Here is an 18,733-nt window from a genome sequence, read left to right as displayed (position 1 = left end):
CACCATCCATGGACATACTCTTATCCATCCTCGCCCTACTGGCGTTCGTGCTGCTCACGGCGTCGACCGGGCTTTTCGTCGCGGTCGAATTCGCCATGACGGGCCTGGAACGCTCGACCATCGACGCCCACGTCAAGGAGCGGGGCGACGCCACAGCGCGGGCGATTGCGCGCGACCACGCAAACCTCTCGTTCGTGCTCTCCGGCGCGCAGTTGGGCATCACGGTGACCACCCTTGCCGCCGGTTTCCTCGCAGAGCCGGTGCTGGGCAAATTCTTCACCCCGGTCCTCGAGCTCGTCGGACTGCCTGCAAGCGCGTCCACCACTGTCGCGCTCGTCCTCGCGCTGGTGGTGGCGACGTTTTTGTCCATGGTGTTCGGCGAGTTGGTGCCGAAAAACGTGGCCATCACGGACCCGTTGAACACGGCCCGCACGGTGGTGCCGCCCGTGCACTACTTCAACACGGCGACCAAGCCGTTCATCCTGTTTCTCAACACCGCCGCGAACTGGGTGGTGCGCAAAATGGGCATCGAGCCTGCCGACGAGCTCGCGTCCGCCCGGTCCTCCCAGGAGCTCGGCGCGATGGTGCGAAACTCCGCTGAAGCGGGCGGTCTGGATGCGGCTACTGCCGCCGTGATCGACCGTTCGTTGCGTTTCGGCGAGACGACGGCTGAGGAAGTGATGACGCCGCGCTCAACCATCGATTCACTGGACGCGGACGACACCGTCGCGGATTTGATCACCCTCGCGCGCGAGACTGGCCACTCCCGCTTCCCGGTGCGCCGCGGCGACTTGGACGACACCCTCGGCGTGGTCCACATCAAGGATGCCTTCTCTGTGCCGCACGAGTTCCGCGCCACGACGAAGTTGGCATCCCTGGCGCGCCGGGTGCCGTTCGTGCCGGGCACGCTCGATGGCGACTCGGTGCTCAACCGCGTGCGCTCCGCAGGCTCTCAGGTGGTGCTGGTGGCCGACGAGTACGGCGGCACCCAGGGCCTGGTCACCATCGAGGACCTTGTGGAGGAGATCCTCGGTGAGGTCTACGACGAGTACGACGACCAGGAAAGCGAGAAGGACTTCACCCGCTTTGGCACGTCCTGGGAGGTTGCGGGCCTCGTGCGTCTCGACGAGTTGGAGGAACGCACCGGGTTCGCCGCCGTGGACGGTCCCTACGAAACCCTCGGCGGCCTGATTATGGCCACGCTGGGCCGCATCCCCGAGCTCGGCGACGAGGTCGTGCTGCGCACCGCCTCCGCGGCGAATTTCCAGGAGGAGCTGCAATCCGGCGGCGCTGGCAATTGGCTGGCGCAGGTCTCCGAGATGGACGGCCGCCGCATCGACCGCGCGCTGCTGCGCCCGGTCCCGCCCGAGGAAGCAGGCGAAGTTGGAGAGGCGGTGGACACCAAGTGAGTATCTGGTTGGCAGCACTGCTGATCGTCGCGCTGCTCGGCGCCAACGCGTTCTTCGTGGCCGTCGAATTCGCACTCGTCTCCTCCCGCAAGGACCGCTTGGAGTCGCTCCTTGCGCAGGGCAAAACCAAGGCTGAGGGCGTGCTCTACGCCACCGAACACCTCTCGATCTACCTCGCCGGCGCACAGTTCGGCATCACGGTGGCGTCGCTGATTCTGGGCAAGGTGGCCGAGCCTGCGATCGCCACTTACATCGAGGCGCCGTTTGAGGCCCTGGGCATGCCCGGCGACCTGCTGCACCCCGTAGCGTTCGTGCTCGCCCTGCTCATCATCTCGTTTCTGCACATCTTGTTCGGCGAGATGGTGCCGAAAAACATTGCCATCGCGGGCCCGGAACGCATGGCGATGTGGCTGACCCCCGCGATGACGCTGTGGATGAAGCTCACGCATCCGCTGCTGGAATTCCTCAACTGGGTCGCGCGCAAGACGCTGCTGCTGTTCGGCATCGAGCAGCGCGACGAGCTCGAATCCACCGTGGACCAGGAACAGCTCGCCACCATGATCCAGGAGTCGCGCGAGGAGGGCCTCCTGGACGCCGAAGAGACCGTGCGCCTGGCCAAGGCGCTGCGCCAGGACTCCCGCCAGCTCAAGGAAGCCATGATCCCGCTGGCCCAGGTCACGACGATCCCGTACGACCCTCGCGGCATCCGCCTCTCCGTCATCGAGCAGGCGGTCCAAGACACCGGCTACTCCCGCTTCCCTGTCCGCATCGACGCCAGCTCGCTCGCCGGCTACGTCCATGTCAAGGACATCCTGGACCTGATGGAGTTCCCGCAGGGCGATCCGCGGGTTTCGCTCAAGCGCATCCGCCCGCTGACTACAGTCGATGCCGCCCAGTCCATGGACGACGCGCTCGCGATGCTGCACCGCCGTTCCGCGCACATGGCGGAGGTGCACGACAACGGCAAACTCGTCGGCGTGGTCGCGCTGGAAGACCTCATCGAGGAATACGTGGGCACGGTGTCCGACTGGACCCACGAGGGCGAGTAATGCAGGTGCTCACGCCCGAGGAGTACCTGCCGCGCATCGCAGCTCACGCCGCCCGCGCCGAACGCTGGACCGCGCCAAGGGTGGCGCGCCGGGCACGCGGCCAGTATCACCCGGTGTGGGATTTCCTCTTCGATTACTACCCGCAGCGCCCCGCCCATCTCAAGCGCTGGCACCCGGGCGTCGGCATCGCGCTCGAAGACGCCGCTTCGCTCCCCCACGCCGGCTGGCGCGACTATGTCTGCAACAAGGGCACTGTGCTTCTCGACGTCCAACGGTTCCTCACCCACCGCAGAGGCGACGTGGAGGAGGCGGAGGCCATCCTTCGGTCCGTCGATAAGCGAGAAGCCCACTTCGACTGCTTCGGGATGCACGAGTGGGCGATGGTGTACCGCACCGACAACCCGCGCCACAGCCTGCCGCTGCGCTTAGGGCCTGAGGGCACGAACGCCGTGGTGGAGGCGCACAACGTCAAGTGCACGCATTTCGACGCCTTCCGCTTTTTCACCCCGGCGGCGCGGCCGCTGAACCTCACAGTGCTCACGCGCGAGGGGCAGGCGGACAATGACCAGGCGGGCTGCGTGCACGTGAGCATGGACCTGTACAAGTGGGCGATGAAGCTCGGCCCGCTCGTGCCGGGCGAGCTACTCATGGACTGCTTCGAACTCGCCGCCGACGCCCGCCGGCTGGACATGGAGGCCTCCCCGTACGACTGCCGGAGCCTTGGTTTCGGTGTGGTGGCGGTGGAAACACCGGAGGGCAAGGCGGAGTACGTCGCCCGCCAGCGCGAGCTCAGCCGCCGCGCACAACCGCTGCGGCAGCGGCTTGTCGCGATCATCGACGCCGCATATGACGGCTAGACTCGAAGACGGTTTTCACTCGTTCGATCGATAAAGGCGGCGATTCCGGTGGCGAAGCACGCAAGCGGCAAAAACAACTACAGGCTGTCCGGAGAGCTCATCGCCTTACTGGTGGTGCTGGCCCTGATCGCGGCGGCCGTGATCTGGTGGTTGTCCAGCCGCGGCGACGATGCCGGCAGCACTGAGGCGAAGGCCGAGGAATGCGTCGCGGGCGAGCTCGTGCTGCCTGTCGCGGCCTCCGACAAGGGCGCGGGCCAATCGCTTGTGGACGCCTACGGTGACTCCGCCCCCGTCGTCCGCGACTATTGCGTGAAGCCCCAGCTGGTCGACTCTGTTGCTGACGCCGCGGTCTTCGTCGCCCCGAACACGGCGGTGACCCACCAGTCGCTGGAAAGCGCCGGCCGCACCCCCGCCGTGTCTGATGCGCAGCCCGCGTACAGCGAAGCGGTCGGCGTGGCCGGTAAGGATGAAGTCAAGCTCGAGGACCTGACCGTGGATAAGGTCCGCTTCCCCGTCTCCGAGGAATCGGCCGCCTCCGCCCTGGTGGCCTCGCAGGTGGCAGGCAACGACAACGACGCCGTGCAGGCGCTGACCGATCAGCGCATCGGCAGCGCCGACGAGCTCAACGCAGATGCCGGCGAGTACCTCGCCACCGCCGAGGACGCCGTGCCGGAAGGGCTGAAGTTCACCCCGGTTGGCGCCGACGCCGTCTACGCCGCGTTCCCGCTGAACCAGAACGACAAGGTCGACGAGAACCAGGCCCGCGCGGGCCAGGACTTCGCCCGCTTCGCCTCCGAGCGTTTCGACGGCACCGAAAAGGACCAGCCGGCCGTCTCCGATCTGGTGTGGGCCGCTGCCCTGCCCGCCGGCGGCGAGGCCATCACATCGGACGCGAAGAAGGACGGAGCGCAGGATGGCGCTGACGCTGACAAGGCTGCTGGCGGCGAAAGCGCTGACGCCGCCGGTGCCAATGCCGGCGCCCTGCAGCCCGAAAACACCCTGTTCCTCCTAGACACCTCCGATGCGATGAGCCCGTACCTCCAGCCGGCGAAGGACGCCATCGCAAACGCCGCGCTCGAGCTCGGCGGCAAGGGCAAGCAGGTCGGCCTGTGGAACTACTCCTCCCCGCTGAACCCAGGAGTTGTAGTGGGCTACCGCCAGAACATCAGCGTCTCCCCCGACGCCGATTCCGTCGCCGTGGCGGTGCGACGCTTCCTCACCGGCGGCGTGCCCCAGACCCGCCAGGCCGTCGAGGCAGCCGCAGGCGCCTATGGTGCTGGCGAAGCGAAAACCCGCGTCGTCCTGGTCACCACTGGCACGGCCGATGCTGGCGACGACAAGGCATTCGAAGACGCAGTGCGAGGCGCGGCCGGCGACAAGGTGGAGATCACCGTCGTGCGCGTCGGCGAGGGCGAAGCGGACAAGGCGGTCGAGGCCCTGTCCGCGAAGACCGTGGATGCGAAGCAAGCCGACGGCATCGACGGCGCCGTGAAGCAGGCATCCGGCCTGTAGGCATCCGGTCAGCCCCCCCCTGCGACAGACCCTGGGATCCTAAGCCTGGGATCGGGCGAAAATCGAGCGATCCCAGGCTCTGCCTCCCAGGGTCTGTGCGGCGAGGACATAGAAAAAGGCCCGGGCTGGTGGGAGTGATCCCAGCCCGGGCCTAAACGCTTCATTTAGGAGGTCTTGCGACGGCGGCGGTCCGCCAGCTCGTCGAAGCCGATGACGTTGTCGGCGTCGTCCTCGGTGACGCGCTCCGACGGGAACGCGGAGATGGTGCCGGTCAGCTCCTTCATGATCTGCGGCACGGCGATGCCGAACACGCCCTGGCCGCCGCCGAGGAGGTCGATGATCTCCTCGTTGGAGCGGCACTCGTAGACGGTCACGCCGTCGGAGACGAGGGTGATCTCGGCGATGTCGGACACACCGCGGTCACGCAGCTTGTCCACTGCGAGGCGGATGTTCTGCAGCGAGATACCGGTGTCGAGCAGACCCTTGACGATCTTCAGGACCAGGATGTCCTTGAAGGAGTACAGGCGCTGAGAGCCGGAGCCCTTAGCGCCACGGATGGACGGGCGCACAAGGCCGGTGCGTGCCCAGTAGTCGAGCTGGCGGTAGGTGATGCCGGCGACCTGGCAGGCGATCGGCACGCGGTAGCCGACTTCGTCGGACGGGCCGACGTCGAAAAGCGACTCCTGCACAGCGTCGAACAGGCCGTCCTGGTTTTCCTCGATGATGCTCACGTAATTACTCCCATGAAAGTTAGCTCGAAGCCTAATGACTATTAAAGGGTAAGCATACGTAGCTGGTCAATAGTCACATGCGTAACACGCCGAAACTCTCAAGGATTACTTGAGGGTTTTACCCCTCCTCGGGGTTATCCTCCCCCAAATCCGAGTTGTCGACTCCGAGGCTGCGCATCAACGCTTCGAAGTCCGCGTCGGCCTGGGCGTCGCCGCTGGCGGAGGCGGACTGTTCCGTGAAATCTTCGATCTCGATCTCCGCCTGCAGGTAGCGCTCCGCGTCCTCTTGCGACAAGAACACCGAGGCCTGGGCGGCGACCGTGTCGTCGACAGTCAGCTCCATGTCCAGCTCCTCGGCCAACAACAGCGCGTCGGACGCCCGCAGGTCAATCTCGGTGCCGCCGTAGATGGTCAGGGTGGCCATAAAGGTGCCGTCGACGTAACTGGACAGCTCAAGGCTGTCCGCTCCGTTAGTGGAGGTGCGGATAAGCTCCGCGATCGCGTCGACGGGACGCGGTCGGTTCGGGGCCCACCCGTCTAGGCGCATGGCCAGCTCAGCGCCCTCCATCGGCGGCAGCCACACGGGAATGCACCGGCCGTTCGTGGGGCGCTGCAGCAGGGCGCAGAGGAAATCTTCCGGGCCGACCGGAAACACGCCGATGAGGTTGACGGCCTCCATTAGCTCCCCAGCTGCTTGCGCAGCTCGTTTTTCACCAGCGACGCGTGCAGGGACACGACCAGCGCGGACATCTGCTGGCCGATCTCCTCGGCCTTCTGCTTCGCGGTGACCTTGCCGGACTTCGACACCGGCTCCGCAACCTGGTTGATCATGTCGGCCTGACGGGCCGCCGCGGTGCGCAGCGTCTTCAGGTGGCGGGCGTCGAAGCCGAACTCGGACAGCGACAGTGCGGTGGTGACGGTACGGACGTCGTCGGCGGTAAACAGCCCGGCGGCATCCGGGGTGATCAGGCCGACCTTGATGTACTCCTCCACCGTCGACGGATCCGCCTGGGCCTGCTCGGCCACGTCCGCGTCGGTCAGCTGCGTCGCCGACGGCGCGCGGAAGTTCTCTGGGGAAATCATCGGCTCGGACTCGCCGGCGGTAAGGATCGCGGTGACGTGGCCGGAATCCATCGCCTCGAGCTGCTCGCGGATGACCTTCAGCGGCAGGTAGTTGTCGCGCTGGGTGACCAGGATGTAGCGCAGACGCTCCACATCTTCCTCGGTGAAGCGGCGGTAGCCGGAGGCGGTGCGTTGCGGAGTGATCAGCCCCTCGGACTCGAGGAAGCGGATCTTGGAGACGGTCACGTCCGGGAACTCGGTGCGCAGACGCTCAAGCACCACGCCGATGGACATCGTTTTCGCGGTCTTGGTTGCCTTGGCGGCCTTCGCCGGCTTCGCGGGGGTAGCGGCTGGTGCCGTTTGACGGATTGCGCTCACGTGATCGAACTCTTCTCTAACTAGTTGCCGGCGGTGATGAAGACCAGACGGAATTTACCAATCTGGATTTCGTCGCCGTTGGTCAGCTCCTGGGAGTTGCGCGGCTCGCGGTTGACGTAGGTGCCGTTGAGCGAGCCCACGTCCACGACCTCGTAGCCGCCCTCGTTGCGACGGAACTCTGCGTGACGACGGGACACGGTCACGTCGTCGAGGAAGATGTCGGCCTCCGGGTGGCGGCCCGCAGTGGTGGAATCCTGGTCCAGCAGGAAACGCGCACCCGCGTTCGGGCCGCGCTTGACTACGAGGAGTGCCTCCCCATCCGACAGCTGGTCCGCACCGGCGGCGGAGTCCGCAGACGTCGCAGCTCCGGACTCCATCTCCTTGAGCAGGTCTGCGCGGAATACCGAGGTGGTTTCGACCTGGTTCTGCGGCGTGTTGTCGCTCATGGGTAACTCCTGACTTTCGAGTCGTGGTTGAGATCTCTCGCCATAATAGCGTCCGGCCCGCCGCGAGGGGCGGCTACCGGATAATGCCTAGCGAAAAATGTTGCCGATACCGGAAATGACTGAGTTGCCGGAACCCGCCAGCGGGTTGTCGGACACCATGTACGTCCACGTCGCGCTCGGGCGCTTCCAGCCTGCGTCCGCCAGGTGCGCGCCGTCGGCGTCAATGTCCACGGTGTTGAATGTTTCTACCGCCGCGGCGACCGCCCGGTTGGCCAAGTCCTTGAACTCGCGCACAGCGATGCGGTGGTACTCGTCGATCGGCGTTTCGCGGGCGATGGCGCGCAAGTGGATGGACTCGCGGACATCGTCCATCAGCGCCAGGTGCTCGGACCACTCGGCGTCCAGGTGGAACAGCATGATCTCCCGGGCCGCCTGCTCGAGCACGTCCTGCGGCAGGTGCGAAAGCTCGGCGGCGCGCTGCGGGGAGCGCTCCGACAGTTCGCGCCACGCGGTGTCCGTGTCCAGCAACGCGGCGCGCCGTTCGTCCAGGATGTCTCGGTGGTCCGCCAGCAGCTTGTTGTACTTCCAGGTCTGTGAGTGGATCTCCAGGAGTTGGCCTTCGGTGACGCGCTGGCAGTGCTCGATGAAGCTTTGGGCGCGGTTGCCCGTGATGCGTCCGTCCGGCTCCGGCTGAGCAGAGAACTGCTCCCCGTCGCCGCCGGAGGTGACAATGTCGTCGTCGAGGGAGACGAAGAACACGCTCAGCCCCGGGTCGCCCTGACGGCCGGCGCGGCCGCGCAGCTGGTTGTCTAGGCGCGCGGTGCGGTGGCGGGCTGTGCCGATCACGGCCAGGCCGCCGAGCGAGGCCACCTTGTCGTGGTCGCGTTCATCCGCGCCGCCGAGGCGGATATCCGTGCCGCGGCCCGCCATCTGCGTGGAGACGGTCACGCGTCCCACATCGCCGGCCTCGGCGATGATGCGCGCCTCCTCCGCGTCGTTTTTCGCGTTGAGCACGTTGACCGCGATGCCGCGGGCCTGAAGCGCTTCCGCCAGCGCCTCGGACTCCGCCACGTCGTGTGTGCCCACCAGCACCGGCTGGCCGGTGGAGTTGATGTGCTCGATCTCGTCGACGATCGCCGAGTTCTTCTCCTCCATCGTGGCGTAGATCCGGTCCGCCTCGTCGAAGCGCTGCAGCTCCTTGGCGCGGTCAATCACAGACACGCGGAGGCCGTAGAAGCTGCGCAACTGGTCGGTCGCCTCCACCGCGGTGCCGGTCATGCCGCACACCAGCGGGTAGCGGCGCATGAGCGCCTGCAAAGTGATGGAATCCAGGATGCGCCCGCCTTCGGACACGTCCAGCCCCTCCTTGGACTCCACCGCGGCCTGCAGGCCGTCGGGCCAGCGCTGCAGCTCCGCCACGCGCCCGCGGGAGGCGTCCACAAGCGCGACTTTGCCGTCGTCGACGATGTAGTGCACGTCGCGGATCAGCAAGGCCTTCGCGTGCAGCGCCAAGTTCACACGCACGAGAGTCGTGCCGATGTGCTCGTCCGAGTAGAGCGAGTCGATGCCCAAAAGCCGTTCGATCTTCGCCGCGCCGTCCTCGGTGAGGAAGGCGTTTCGCCCATCGGCGTCGATGGTGTAGTCGGTCTCTTCGTCCAGTTTCGACACGGCTTCGGTGATCTGGCCGGTGGCCTGCTTGGAGCCCTCGGAGCCGGCGAGCACGAGCGGCACGAGGGCCTCGTCGACGAGTACGCTGTCCGCCTCGTCGACCAGCGCGACGTCGGCAGGCGGCTGCACGGTCAGCTCGCGGGAGGTGATCTGGTTGTCGCGCAGGTGGTCGAAGCCGATCTCGGTCACCGGCGCGTAGATGACGTCGCTGCGGTAGGCGCTCACGCGCTCTTCGCGTGTCGACGACTCCGTGACCGCCGCCACCGTCAACCCGAAAAACTCCACGAGCGGGCGCATCCACTCCGCGTCGCGCGCGGCCAAGTAGTTGTTCACCGTGATCAGGTGGACGCGCTTGCCCTGCAACGCGAACCCGGTGGCGGCCATCGCGCCGACGAGCGTTTTGCCCTCGCCGGTGGCCATCTGGATCACGTCGCCCTCCAGCAGGCGCAGCACAGCCTGGTTCTGCACCTCGAACGGCGTCATGCCCAGGGTGCGCTGGGAGGCGACGGACAACCCGGCCAAAAAACGCGGTTTGTCGGCGATGGCACCGTCGCGCACGGTGGAGGCGACTGCGGAGGCGAGCGAAGCATCGTCGAGAAGCGAAAGCTCCCCGATCAGCCCATGCGCGTCCGCGACAACGGCCTTCGACTTCTTATTGTTGCGCTCCGTGGTGGAGCCCATGGCCTTCCAGAACCAGTCAAACTTGCCCATAAGAGGTAAGAATAACGCCAACGTGCCAAACCGTTGGTGCGACGATTAGTCTTGCAGCGAAAGTAACCGTTGCGTTGAACCGCCGAGCCGCAGGAGGACACGGCTACCCATGCTGTCTATGAACGTGAAAGTTCCGTCGTCGAAAGGCCACATGATGGCCGCGACCATCGACCGCCCCGACGGACCCGCGCAGGCCTACGCCATTTTCGCCCACTGCTTCGCCGGCTCCCGCCACACGCCCGGTGCCTCCCGCATTGCCAAGCGGCTGACTGAGCACGGCATTGCCACCCTGCGATTCGACTTCCCAGGCCTGGGCCAGTCCGAGGGCGATTTCAAAGACACCTCGTTTTCCGAGAATGTGGACGACATCGTCGCCGCCGCCCTGTGGCTGGAGGAGAACTACAAGGCCCCGCAGCTGCTCATGGGCCACTCCCTCGGCGGCGCCGCCACGCTAAAGGCCGCCACCCGCCCGGAGCTGAAGAAGATGATCAAGGCGGTGGCCACCGTCGGCGCACCCTTCGACCCGGCGCACTCGGTGCTGCACTACGCCCACGCGATCGGCGAGGCGGATGCGAACGGCTCGGTCGGGGTGGTGCTCGGCGGCCGCGAGCTGACCATCTCGCGCGAGTTCCTCGAGGACCTCGCCGACACCAACCCGGAGGAGTACCTGCCCAAGCTGCGCAAGCCGCTGCTTGTCGTGCACTCGCCTATCGACGTCACCGTCGGCATCGACAACGCCCAGAACATCTTCTCCCTGGCGCGCTACCCCAAGTCCCTGATGGCGCTGGACAAAGCGGACCACCTGCTCACCCGCCAGGGCACCGCGCATCGCGCCGCGGACATCATCGGCTCCTGGGCGCAGCAGTACATCCAGCCGCTGTTCGTCCCGGCGAAGACCACGGACACCAACGCCGTGTCCTACTCCGCGCGCGGCACGAAGTACGGCGACGTGGTGCGCACCTCCGACCGCGCGATCACCACCGACCGTTCCAAGAACACCGGCGGCAAGGGCCAGGGCGTCACCTCCACCGGCCTGTACATGTCCGCGCTCGCCGTCAGCTGCTCGCAGGCGGTGCGCGAGGCCGCCAAGGGCATGCAGCTTGACGACGTCCGCGTGGAAGTCAACCACAACGGCGACGGCACCTTCACCCGCCTGATCACCCTCTACGGCGACCTGACGGACGACGAGGTGGAGACCCTGCGCGCCGCGGGTGCGTCCTCCACCGTGGACGGCTACGTAGCCAAGGGCGAGATTGAAACGGCTGCGGAGACCGCCTCGCTTGAACGCCGACGCCGCCAGAACAAGCTCCACCGCGCGGAGCGCCTGGGCAAGTAATGGCTGAATCCGGGCTGTGGGCGGACGTGCGGGCCGTGTGCCCCTGCGGGCAGGGCCTGCCGTACGAGGCGTGCTGCGGGCGCTACATCAACGGCGCTGCCGCGGCGCCCACCGCTGAGACGCTGATGCGCTCGCGCTACACCGCCTACGTGCGCGGCGCGGGCTCCTACGTGGCATCGACTTGGGCGGATGAGACCCGGCCGGCGGATCTGTCCGTGGATCCCTCCGGCGAGCCGTTTTCCCAGCTCCAGGTGCTGGATACCGCCGGCGGCGGGCCTTTCGACGCCGAGGGCGTAGTCGAGTTCGCCGCCCACCACCCCGGCGGCGTCATGCGGGAACGCTCCCGCTTCGAGCGCCGCGCCGGTCGATGGGTCTACGTCGACGGCGTGGTCCGCTAAACCTAGGATGTCGGCAGTGACTGTCTGGTGACCTGCCGGTTTTTGGGTCCGTATGACAGTGCTGTAATATTTGCGCAGTTACCGATTAGGTAGCGGATCGGGCTGTGGCGCAGTTTGGTAGCGCACCACACTGGGGGTGTGGGGGTCGCAGGTTCAAATCCTGTCAGTCCGACAAAGTTTTCTTCTGGGGGTTCGGGGGTTTCTTTTTTCGCATTCGAGAAGCTGGCTCGTTCGACTAGATTCGATCTTGAAAGAGTTTCAATGGAGGTAAGTCGCTTGTTCGGGTTTGGGATAAAGAAATACAGCGAAGAATGGATTGAATCGCTCTCCGATGAGGATTGGAACGAAGAACGGGAAAAGGTTCGTGTTGACTACGAACGTGAGGATTGGCGCGAACTTCTAGACCGATTCGACGAAGTACACCACAAAAAGCATGACGACGGTAAGCCGTGGAACCCCCAAAACACACTGCGCATGGCTGGCATTTGCCTGACGATGACTGATTGCTGAACTCCCGCAGCCCAATTTGGATCAGCAATCGCGCAATTCTTCGTGAAATCGCGGAAACCTAGGTAGCTACTTTCGGAAAGAATTGGAGTCTCCCGCGTACCCGTGCTACCGCTTAGCCCCATCCATTAACTAATCAAATATGACAGAATATTGACATGGATACGTCAAAAGTGAGTAGCCGTCGGACCCCTCGTGCGGTCGAAGGTGGGCTTATCGAGATCGGCGACGATCTGCAGCGCTGGCGTCGCCTTAATCGCCTTACCATCGAGCAGGCCGCCTACCGCGCCGACGTGAGCGTGTCCACGTTGCGTCGCCTAGAGCAAGGCCACGGCGCGACGCTGGAAAACTTCCTCCGGGTATGCCGTGCGTTTCAACTGCTTGACCGGGTGAGAGACGCGGTTGATCCGATGGAACATGATCGCGGTCGGGCTTTGATTGAGCAGATGATTTAGCCATGGCACCCACGTCTATAGGCATCTGGACGGAGATCGAGGACCGCAAGATCTCCGTCGCAACCTATTTTCCGCATCAGCACGGTGGGACGCTCGAGTACGAAAAGGAGTGGATACAACATCCAGGCGCGTACGCGATCAGCCCCGCGCTTCCCCTTCACAGCGGAAAGCAGCCTCTTTTCTCTGATCGCGGGCACCTGCCCACCGCGCTTTCCGATTCTGCTCCGGATCGCTGGGGGCGGATGCTCATTCAAAAACAGTTTGCGCGGCGGGGTGAACAGCCGACCGAGGTCGACTACCTTCTCGGTGTCGACGATCGCCTTCGCCTAGGAGCGTTGCGCTTCGAAGTGAACGGGGTGACCCAATCGCCGAGCAGCCGGGTGCCCAAACTTGTGAACCTCGCTGACATTGAGCGTGCCTCGCGCGCCGTTGAGGAAGGCGATGATGCAGTGGATGCCTTGAGGCGCATCGCCGTTGCCGGATCCTCTCTGGGCGGAGCCCGTCCGAAAGCGACAGTCATTGATGACGGAGGCAAGCTGATGATGGCGAAATTCTCGTCATCCGCGGACACTATCGACGCGGTTGCCTGGGAAAAGGTTTGTTTGGATATCGCAGAACTTGCGGGCATCAACACACCGAGTTCAAGACTCTTGGAGATTAATGGGCGGTCCGTATTGCTTCTGGAAAGGTTCGACCGGGCCTACGGCGAGGATGGAAGCGAAGCCCGTATCCCCTACATGTCCGCAATGACGCTGCTCAATCGCACGGACGGCGACCGTGCATCCATGGTCGAGATCGCTGAGGAGCTTCGGCTGCTGAGCATCAATGGCGATTCCGCGGCCGAGCTTTTCAGCAGGGCAGCGATCAACCTGCTGGTGGGCAATACCGATAACCATCTGCGAAACCACGGATTCATTCGCGTAGGTGGTGCGTGGCAGCTCTCACCTGTTTTCGATATCACGCCCGCCACCACCAAAACCAATTTTGCCACCTCAGTGGACGTTGTCGGCGACGATTCGGTAGACACGCTCATTGGCGCCGCGGGCTGGTTTGGTCTCAATGACGCTCAAGCCATCGAGCGACTCAGCCGCGCAGTCGACGCAGTGAAGCAATGGAAAGAGCTCGCACGCAGAAACCAAATCGCCGTCGCCGAGGACAAACAGGTTGCGCCTGGTTTTGACGGAGAGCATCTGCAGCGAGCTCAACAGCTTATCCGCGAGCGCCGCGCTTAGGACACGATCTTGCCGTTCGCGTCGTAGGTGTAGAAGCCCTGCCCAGCTTCCAGGCCGGTCCTACCTTCTGCGACCATCGGCTTCAGCGTCGTCTCAACGAAGTCCTTCTGCCACTGCGGGGCGTTGTCGTTGGACTCGATCACGGCGACCAAGGTGCGCACGCCGACGAGGTCCATGATCTCAATCGGCCCGCGCGGGGACCCGGTGGAGTTGCACCAGTCGCGGTCGATGTCGACGGGGTCAGCGATGTCGTGGTGCAGCAGGTACATGCCGGCACTGAGCAGCGGCACCAGCAGGGTGTTCAGCACGTAGCCGGGCTGCTCGCGCTTGAGCGGGACCGGCACCATGTTGATCTGCTCCGCAAACTCCACAAGCTGGTCCACATACTTCGGGTCAGTGCCCTCGTGCGGCATGATCTCGGCGGTGTTCTGGATCCAGATGTGGTTGGCAAAGTGCAACGCCAAGAAACGCTCCGGCGCGCCCGTCGCGTCTGCGAACTTGCTCGGCATCAGCGTGGAGGTGTTGGTGGCAAACACCGCGGTATCCGGGGCGTACTCCCCCACCTCAGCCCAGACCTTGCGCTTCAGCTCGAGGTTCTCCGGGATCGCCTCGATAACTAGGTCCGCGTTCGCTACCGCTTCCTTCAGATCTGAGGTCTGCGTCACGTTCGCGTGCGCTGCCGCGATGGTTTCGTCGTTAGCGGACTCGAGCTCCGCCTTCATCTGTTCGCCGATAGCGTCGAAACGCTTCTTGCCGGCCGCGAGGGCCTCCTCGTTGATGTCGTAGGACACAACCTTCTTACCCGCGAACGCGGAGCAAAAAGCGATCTGCGCGCCCAGGACACCTGCACCAAGTACTGTTACGTTATTGAATGTCATACTCGTCACATTACGCCTCATTGCGTGACTTTGACGACGATTTCACTGTGAACTTTTACGTGAGCGAGTCTCGCTCCACCGGCACCAAACCGGTCGCCGCCCGCCGGCCCAGCTCCACGTAGTACGCCGCGTGGCGCAACCTGGCCTCGAAGGTGTCCGGCTCGAGCGTGCGCTTCACTTTGGCGGGCACGCCGGCCGCCAGAGAGAACTCCGGCAGCTCTTGGCCTTCGAGCACCACTGCCCCGCCGCCGACGATGCTGCCTTTGCCCACGCGCGAGCGCGACAGCACGGTCGCGCTCATGCCGATCAGGCAGCCGGGCTCGATGTGGCAGCCGTGCACCATGGCCAGGTGGCCGATGGTGACGTCGTCTTCCAGCACGGTCTCCCCGTCCGTGTCCACGTGCAGCACGGAGCCGTCCTGGACGTTGACGCGGTTGCCGATTCGGATCGCGCCCACGTCGCCGCGGATGACCACGCCGGGCCAGATGTTCGCGTCTTCGCCGATGGTCACGTTGCCGATAATGGTGGCCTCGTCGGAGATAAACGCCGAGGGGTGGATCTGCGGGGTTGCGCCTTCAAAGCTGTAGATCATGGCCACCATTGTGCCTTCGCTGCTACTCGACGGCACGCGGCGCTCAGCACACCATCCGCAGGGTGCCCGGCATCACGTCGAAGGTCACGGCACTGACCGCGCCGGCGGCGTCGCCGTCGAGCTCAAGCTGCTCGGGCTCGGCGAACTCCAGGGTGATACGGCGTCCCTCGAGGTACTCCATGCTCGGCGGCAGGGACGCCGGCGGGCGCGGCTGCACCTCGCTCGGCAGCAGCGCGTTAATGCCGCCGCGCACGGTGTCCAGCGCGAGTTTGCCGCCGATGCCCGCCCAGTCGGTGACGTCCTCGGCGCGCAGCACCACGGCGTCGAGTACCCCGTCGTCAGGCTGCGCGTCCGGCAACAGCGGGATCCCGCCCACCAGGTCGCTGCAGTTGCCGACGATGCAGGTGTGCAACGAGGTGGCTACCGATGGGTCGCTATCAAGCGTGATGTCCACGTCCACGCTGTTGCCGCCGCCGAGCGATTGGAACACGGCCGGCACGTACGCGAGCGGCCCGACGGCGGCCTTGAGGCTCTCGCGGGTGCGGTGGATCATGCCCGCATCCACGCCGACGCCGGCCATGACCGCGAAGCCGGAGTGCTCGGTGCGGCCATCCGGGTAGACCATTTCGGCGCGGCAGAGGTCGATGAGCCGGTCAGTGCCGGAAAACGCCCGGTGCACCGCCGCCTCTAGCAGAAGCGGCACGCCGAGGTTGCGCGCGAGCATGTTGCCGGTGCCCGCCGGCACAATCGCCATCGGTGTCTTCGAACCTGACACAGCTAGCGCGACCATGCGCACCGTGCCGTCGCCGCCGGCAGCGATGATCAAGTCCGCACCCTGCTCGAGCGCGCGGACAGCCTGGGAAAACCCGGGTCCCTCGGTGGTCGTTGCCGCCCACTCGATGTCCGCGCCCTCCCAGGCGTAGCGTTCTACCGCCCGGCGCAGCCGTTCGAGGTGGACTTTCACGGGGTTGTACACCACCGTCACCCGGGGCTTAGACGCGTCACTCACGCGCCTTATGGTAGCGGTGACGGCGCTCGACCGCGGCGCACCGCGCGGCTAGGACATGCCGACGCCGAAGAATTCCAGCAGCGTGCGGGTGGCAAACCCCTTGGACACCAGGCCTGTGTTGTCGGAGGTGCCGCCGGGCCATACGTGCGGCCCACCCTCGATGCGGTAGTGCGACAGCGCGGCGTCGCAGTCGTCCCAGCTCAGCATTGTCACCGTGTGCGACATCTCGACGTCTTCCCTGCGCACCGCGCAGTGGTTGCGCACCGCGGCCTCCTCGAGCATCTCCGGTGTGGAGTTGTACACCGTCTCGTGGCGTTCGCCGCCGTCGTAGGAGATGACCGGGTCGGCCGTGCCGTGAAAGTCGACGTGCTTCATCGGGATGCTCGAGCACCCTTCTGCGACGCGCTGGTAAAACGCGCCCGCCACCGTGGCGATGCCGCTGAACGCCTGCGGGCGTTGGCAACCCACAAAGGCCGCAAACCCGCCGCCGTTGGAGAACCCGGCGGCGAAAATCCGGGTGCGGTCGATGGAGTACTCGCCCTCGAGCTGTGAGAGCACGTCGTCCACGAACGCGAGGTCCTGCTCCCCGGTTGTCTCCGCGTACGGGGCGGGCGCCCACGCTTCGCCGACGCCGTCCATGAACGCCACTACGGCGTCCGCTTTGTCCAGCTGGGAGTGCTGCATGATCCGGTCCGCGTCCTCCTTATAGCCGTGGAACACTAGGATCAGCGGCAGCCGTTCGCGCTGCTTCGCGCCCCGCGGCACCGAAAGGATGTAGTCGCGCTTCAGCCCGGCCGAGGTCGTCTGCCTGCGTTCAATTGCTGGATCCGTCCACGGCTCCACCTCCCGGACAATGTCCTCGGGCGCATCCGGCTGCGTGGTGATCGCAGTGCGCAGCCGCGCCGCGTCACCCGCGCATCCTGCGACGGTGAAGCAGGTTACGGCTAAGCCAATGGCGGCCGCGGCGCGGATCACTGGGCGGTAAAACACGCAAGGTAGATTAGACCATCGTGCACGCGAGCGGAACACAGCCAGGACCCAGCAGGAAAGCGGGACCGAGGTTCAGAAACTCCGCGCACCGCAGCGGCGCGGCCGAGGCGTTCACCCGCGACGCAACCCGCTACGACGCCGCACGCCCCACCTACCCAGCCGCACTCGGAGAGCTCGTCGGCCCCGGCACCGTCTGCGACGTCGGTGCAGGTACCGGCAAGTTCACACAATTGCTTTGCGACGATTCACGATCCGTGTTCGCCTGCGACCCCAGCGACGACATGACCCGGGTCTTCCACACGGTGCTGCCCGCGGTACCCGTGTGGCGCGCCACCGCCGAAGCGACCGGACTCGCAGACGACTCCGTCGACGCGCTGACGTGCGCGCAAACCTGGCACTGGGTGGATGTGCACGCCGCAAGCCGAGAGGCGGACCGCGTGATCCGTCCCGGCGGCCGCCTCGTACTGTGCTGGAACACGCTAGCCGTGCGCCACCCCTGGGTATTGCGGCTCAGCCGCATCATGCACTCCGGCGACGTGCAGCGCGAGGGCTTCTACCCGGAGGTCGCCTCCCCCTGGCAGCTGGAAAACGAGCTGCGCCAGGAATGGTTGCACCCCATCGCCGTGGAAGACTGCTTCGAGCTCATGGCCACCCGCTCCTACTGGTTGAAAGCGAACCAGCGCACCCGCGCAAAGATGGAGGCTAACCTGACCTGGTACCTCTACGAGCGCCTCGGCTTCGACCGCGGCGACACCATCCCGCTGCCGTATCGCACCGACGCGTTCGTCTACCAGCGCGCCTAGCCGGCGCGGCTGTACTCGACCCCGAAGAATTCCAGGATCGCTTCAGTGGCGTCCACACCGCGCCGGGCAGCCCACGGGCCGGTGGGCCATTCGTGGCCCATGCCCTCCACCGCAATTAACTCGGCGCGGGCGCGGCCGCCGTTGCGCCGCTCAAACGCCGCCACCACCTCCGGTGCGCCATAAGTGGTGTCGTCTTCTGCTCCGCTGTACGGGGAGCGCTGCTCGCCGGCAAACGGCACCACGTCGTCGAATGTGCCGTGGATGTTCAGGTAATCCACCGGTCGTCGGGCGGCGGCGATCTCGTCCGGTGTTGCGCGCACCGCGGCGGCCACGGTGGCCACCCCTGCGAGCTCGAGGCCGGTCAGACTCAGGTGCACTGCCAGCCCACCGCCATTGGAAAAGCCGACCAGGTAGGTGTTGGTGGTGGCGAAGGTGGACCGGAGGTCGTCGAGAAGCGCACGCACAAACGCTTGATCCTCGTCGAAGGTGGTCCGCGCATACGGTGCGGGCGACCAGGCGAGGCCCGCACCCGTGGGTGCTGCGACGATGGCGCGCGCCCGGTGCAAGCCCGTGCCGGCGAGGAAATCGCGGCCGTTGTCGCCTTTACCGTGCAGCGCGACGATCACCGGCAGCGCGCCGGTGTGACCCGCGGGAACGCAGACGTGGTAGCTGCGCTCAACGCCGTCGACTTCCACCGTGCGCTGCCGCAT

20 protein-coding genes and 1 tRNA gene are annotated in these 18,733 nt (G+C 65.5%); 11 read left to right on the top strand and 10 right to left on the bottom strand.

What is annotated here, in order from left to right; all coding sequences use genetic code 11:
• The first annotated feature begins 8 nt into the window (after positions 1-8).
• From H0193_RS02445 to H0193_RS12430, 4 genes are read left to right on the top strand one after another with little or no spacing between them, the layout of a single operon-like run.
• Complete coding sequence (locus tag H0193_RS02445) at positions 9-1,409, top strand: hemolysin family protein (RefSeq protein WP_181888402.1); 1,401 nt, start codon at positions 9-11, stop codon at positions 1,407-1,409.
• Positions 1,406-2,458 carry a CNNM domain-containing protein gene (locus tag H0193_RS02440; protein ID WP_181888401.1) on the top strand — a complete coding sequence of 351 codons (1,053 nt, stop codon included), beginning with the start codon at positions 1,406-1,408 and terminating at the stop codon, positions 2,456-2,458. Before H0193_RS02445 ends, H0193_RS02440 begins: the two co-directional genes overlap by 4 nt.
• Positions 2,458-3,315 carry a 3-methyladenine DNA glycosylase gene (locus tag H0193_RS02435; RefSeq protein WP_181888400.1) on the top strand — a complete coding sequence of 286 codons (858 nt, stop codon included), beginning with the start codon at positions 2,458-2,460 and terminating at the stop codon, positions 3,313-3,315. The genes H0193_RS02440 and H0193_RS02435 overlap by 1 nt, the downstream gene beginning before the upstream one ends.
• A 48-nt stretch (positions 3,316-3,363) precedes the next feature.
• Positions 3,364-4,827, top strand: a complete 1,464-nt coding sequence (locus tag H0193_RS12430) for a VWA domain-containing protein (RefSeq protein ID WP_181888399.1) — start codon at positions 3,364-3,366, stop codon at positions 4,825-4,827.
• Positions 4,828-4,991: 164 nt separating this feature from the next.
• Here H0193_RS12430 and H0193_RS02425 read toward each other — a convergent pair whose 3' ends face one another.
• The 5 genes from H0193_RS02425 to secA2 all read right to left on the bottom strand — a co-directional run bounded on the left by H0193_RS02425 (position 4,992) and on the right by secA2 (position 9,823).
• On the bottom strand, positions 4,992-5,549 hold the full coding sequence (locus H0193_RS02425; RefSeq protein WP_181889576.1) for a MerR family transcriptional regulator: 558 nt from the start codon (positions 5,547-5,549) through the stop codon (positions 4,992-4,994).
• 127 nt (positions 5,550-5,676) lie between these two features.
• Positions 5,677-6,237: a bifunctional nuclease domain-containing protein gene (locus H0193_RS02420; RefSeq protein WP_181888398.1), complete on the bottom strand. Its 561-nt coding sequence runs from the start codon at positions 6,235-6,237 to the stop codon at positions 5,677-5,679.
• On the bottom strand, positions 6,237-6,998 hold the full coding sequence (gene ftsR / locus H0193_RS02415) for a transcriptional regulator FtsR (RefSeq protein ID WP_392398988.1): 762 nt from the start codon (positions 6,996-6,998) through the stop codon (positions 6,237-6,239). Before ftsR ends, H0193_RS02420 begins: the two co-directional genes overlap by 1 nt.
• A gap of 20 nt (positions 6,999-7,018) precedes the next feature.
• A complete protein-coding gene (gene odhI / locus H0193_RS02410) occupies positions 7,019-7,444 on the bottom strand; it encodes an oxoglutarate dehydrogenase inhibitor Odhl (RefSeq protein ID WP_181888397.1) in 426 nt (141 codons plus the stop codon).
• An 87-nt stretch (positions 7,445-7,531) separates the two neighbouring features.
• Positions 7,532-9,823, bottom strand: a complete 2,292-nt coding sequence (gene secA2, locus H0193_RS02405; RefSeq protein ID WP_181888396.1) for an accessory Sec system translocase SecA2 — start codon at positions 9,821-9,823, stop codon at positions 7,532-7,534.
• Positions 9,824-9,932: 109 nt separating this feature from the next.
• Between secA2 and H0193_RS02400 the strand changes: the two genes are divergently transcribed.
• The 6 genes from H0193_RS02400 (at position 9,933) to H0193_RS02375 (ending at position 13,751) form a co-directional block, all read left to right on the top strand.
• Positions 9,933-11,159: a bifunctional alpha/beta hydrolase/OsmC family protein gene (locus tag H0193_RS02400; RefSeq protein WP_181888395.1), complete on the top strand. Its 1,227-nt coding sequence runs from the start codon at positions 9,933-9,935 to the stop codon at positions 11,157-11,159.
• Positions 11,159-11,557, top strand: coding sequence for a YchJ family protein (locus tag H0193_RS02395; RefSeq protein WP_181888394.1), 399 nt, complete (start codon positions 11,159-11,161; stop codon positions 11,555-11,557). The genes H0193_RS02400 and H0193_RS02395 overlap by 1 nt, the downstream gene beginning before the upstream one ends.
• 98 nt (positions 11,558-11,655) lie before the next feature.
• Positions 11,656-11,729 (top strand) — tRNA-Pro (locus tag H0193_RS02390).
• Positions 11,730-11,818: 89 nt separating this feature from the next.
• Positions 11,819-12,067 carry a hypothetical protein gene (locus tag H0193_RS02385; protein WP_181888393.1) on the top strand — a complete coding sequence of 83 codons (249 nt, stop codon included), beginning with the start codon at positions 11,819-11,821 and terminating at the stop codon, positions 12,065-12,067.
• 155 nt (positions 12,068-12,222) lie between these two features.
• Positions 12,223-12,519: a helix-turn-helix domain-containing protein gene (locus H0193_RS02380; protein ID WP_181888392.1), complete on the top strand. Its 297-nt coding sequence runs from the start codon at positions 12,223-12,225 to the stop codon at positions 12,517-12,519.
• 2 nt (positions 12,520-12,521) lie between these two features.
• Positions 12,522-13,751, top strand: a complete 1,230-nt coding sequence (locus tag H0193_RS02375) for a type II toxin-antitoxin system HipA family toxin (protein WP_181888391.1) — start codon at positions 12,522-12,524, stop codon at positions 13,749-13,751.
• Here H0193_RS02375 and H0193_RS02370 read toward each other — a convergent pair.
• The 4 genes from H0193_RS02370 to H0193_RS02355 are packed head-to-tail and all read right to left on the bottom strand — an operon-like array spanning position 13,748 to position 17,220.
• Complete coding sequence (locus H0193_RS02370) at positions 13,748-14,629, bottom strand: 3-hydroxyacyl-CoA dehydrogenase (RefSeq protein ID WP_181888390.1); 882 nt, start codon at positions 14,627-14,629, stop codon at positions 13,748-13,750. The two genes, H0193_RS02375 and H0193_RS02370, sit on opposite strands and share 4 nt — an antisense overlap.
• 55 nt (positions 14,630-14,684) lie before the next feature.
• The gene (locus H0193_RS02365; protein ID WP_070474044.1) at positions 14,685-15,221 is read right to left on the bottom strand and encodes a gamma carbonic anhydrase family protein; all 537 of its coding nucleotides are present in this window, start codon (positions 15,219-15,221) and stop codon (positions 14,685-14,687) included.
• A gap of 43 nt (positions 15,222-15,264) precedes the next feature.
• Positions 15,265-16,230 carry a diacylglycerol kinase family protein gene (locus H0193_RS12500; protein ID WP_181888389.1) on the bottom strand — a complete coding sequence of 322 codons (966 nt, stop codon included), beginning with the start codon at positions 16,228-16,230 and terminating at the stop codon, positions 15,265-15,267.
• 48 nt (positions 16,231-16,278) lie between these two features.
• Entirely contained in the window at positions 16,279-17,220 is a 942-nt protein-coding gene (locus H0193_RS02355) for a PHB depolymerase family esterase (protein ID WP_181888388.1), read from the bottom strand.
• Between the two features lie 20 nt (positions 17,221-17,240).
• Between H0193_RS02355 and H0193_RS02350 the strand changes: the two genes are divergently transcribed.
• On the top strand, positions 17,241-18,023 hold the full coding sequence (locus H0193_RS02350) for a methyltransferase domain-containing protein (protein ID WP_181888387.1): 783 nt from the start codon (positions 17,241-17,243) through the stop codon (positions 18,021-18,023).
• On the opposite strand, the gene H0193_RS02345 is transcribed toward H0193_RS02350, so the two are convergent.
• Positions 18,020-18,733 (bottom strand): CE1 family esterase, encoded by a 714-nt coding sequence (locus tag H0193_RS02345; protein ID WP_181888386.1) that lies wholly within the window; start codon positions 18,731-18,733, stop codon positions 18,020-18,022. The two genes, H0193_RS02350 and H0193_RS02345, sit on opposite strands and share 4 nt — an antisense overlap.

The organism is Corynebacterium haematomassiliense, assembly GCF_013978595.1.
Lineage (GTDB): Bacteria > Actinomycetota > Actinomycetes > Mycobacteriales > Mycobacteriaceae > Corynebacterium > Corynebacterium lehmanniae.
The sequence above is the reverse complement of the archived record's forward strand: the minus strand, read 5'-3'. Positions and strand labels throughout refer to the sequence as shown.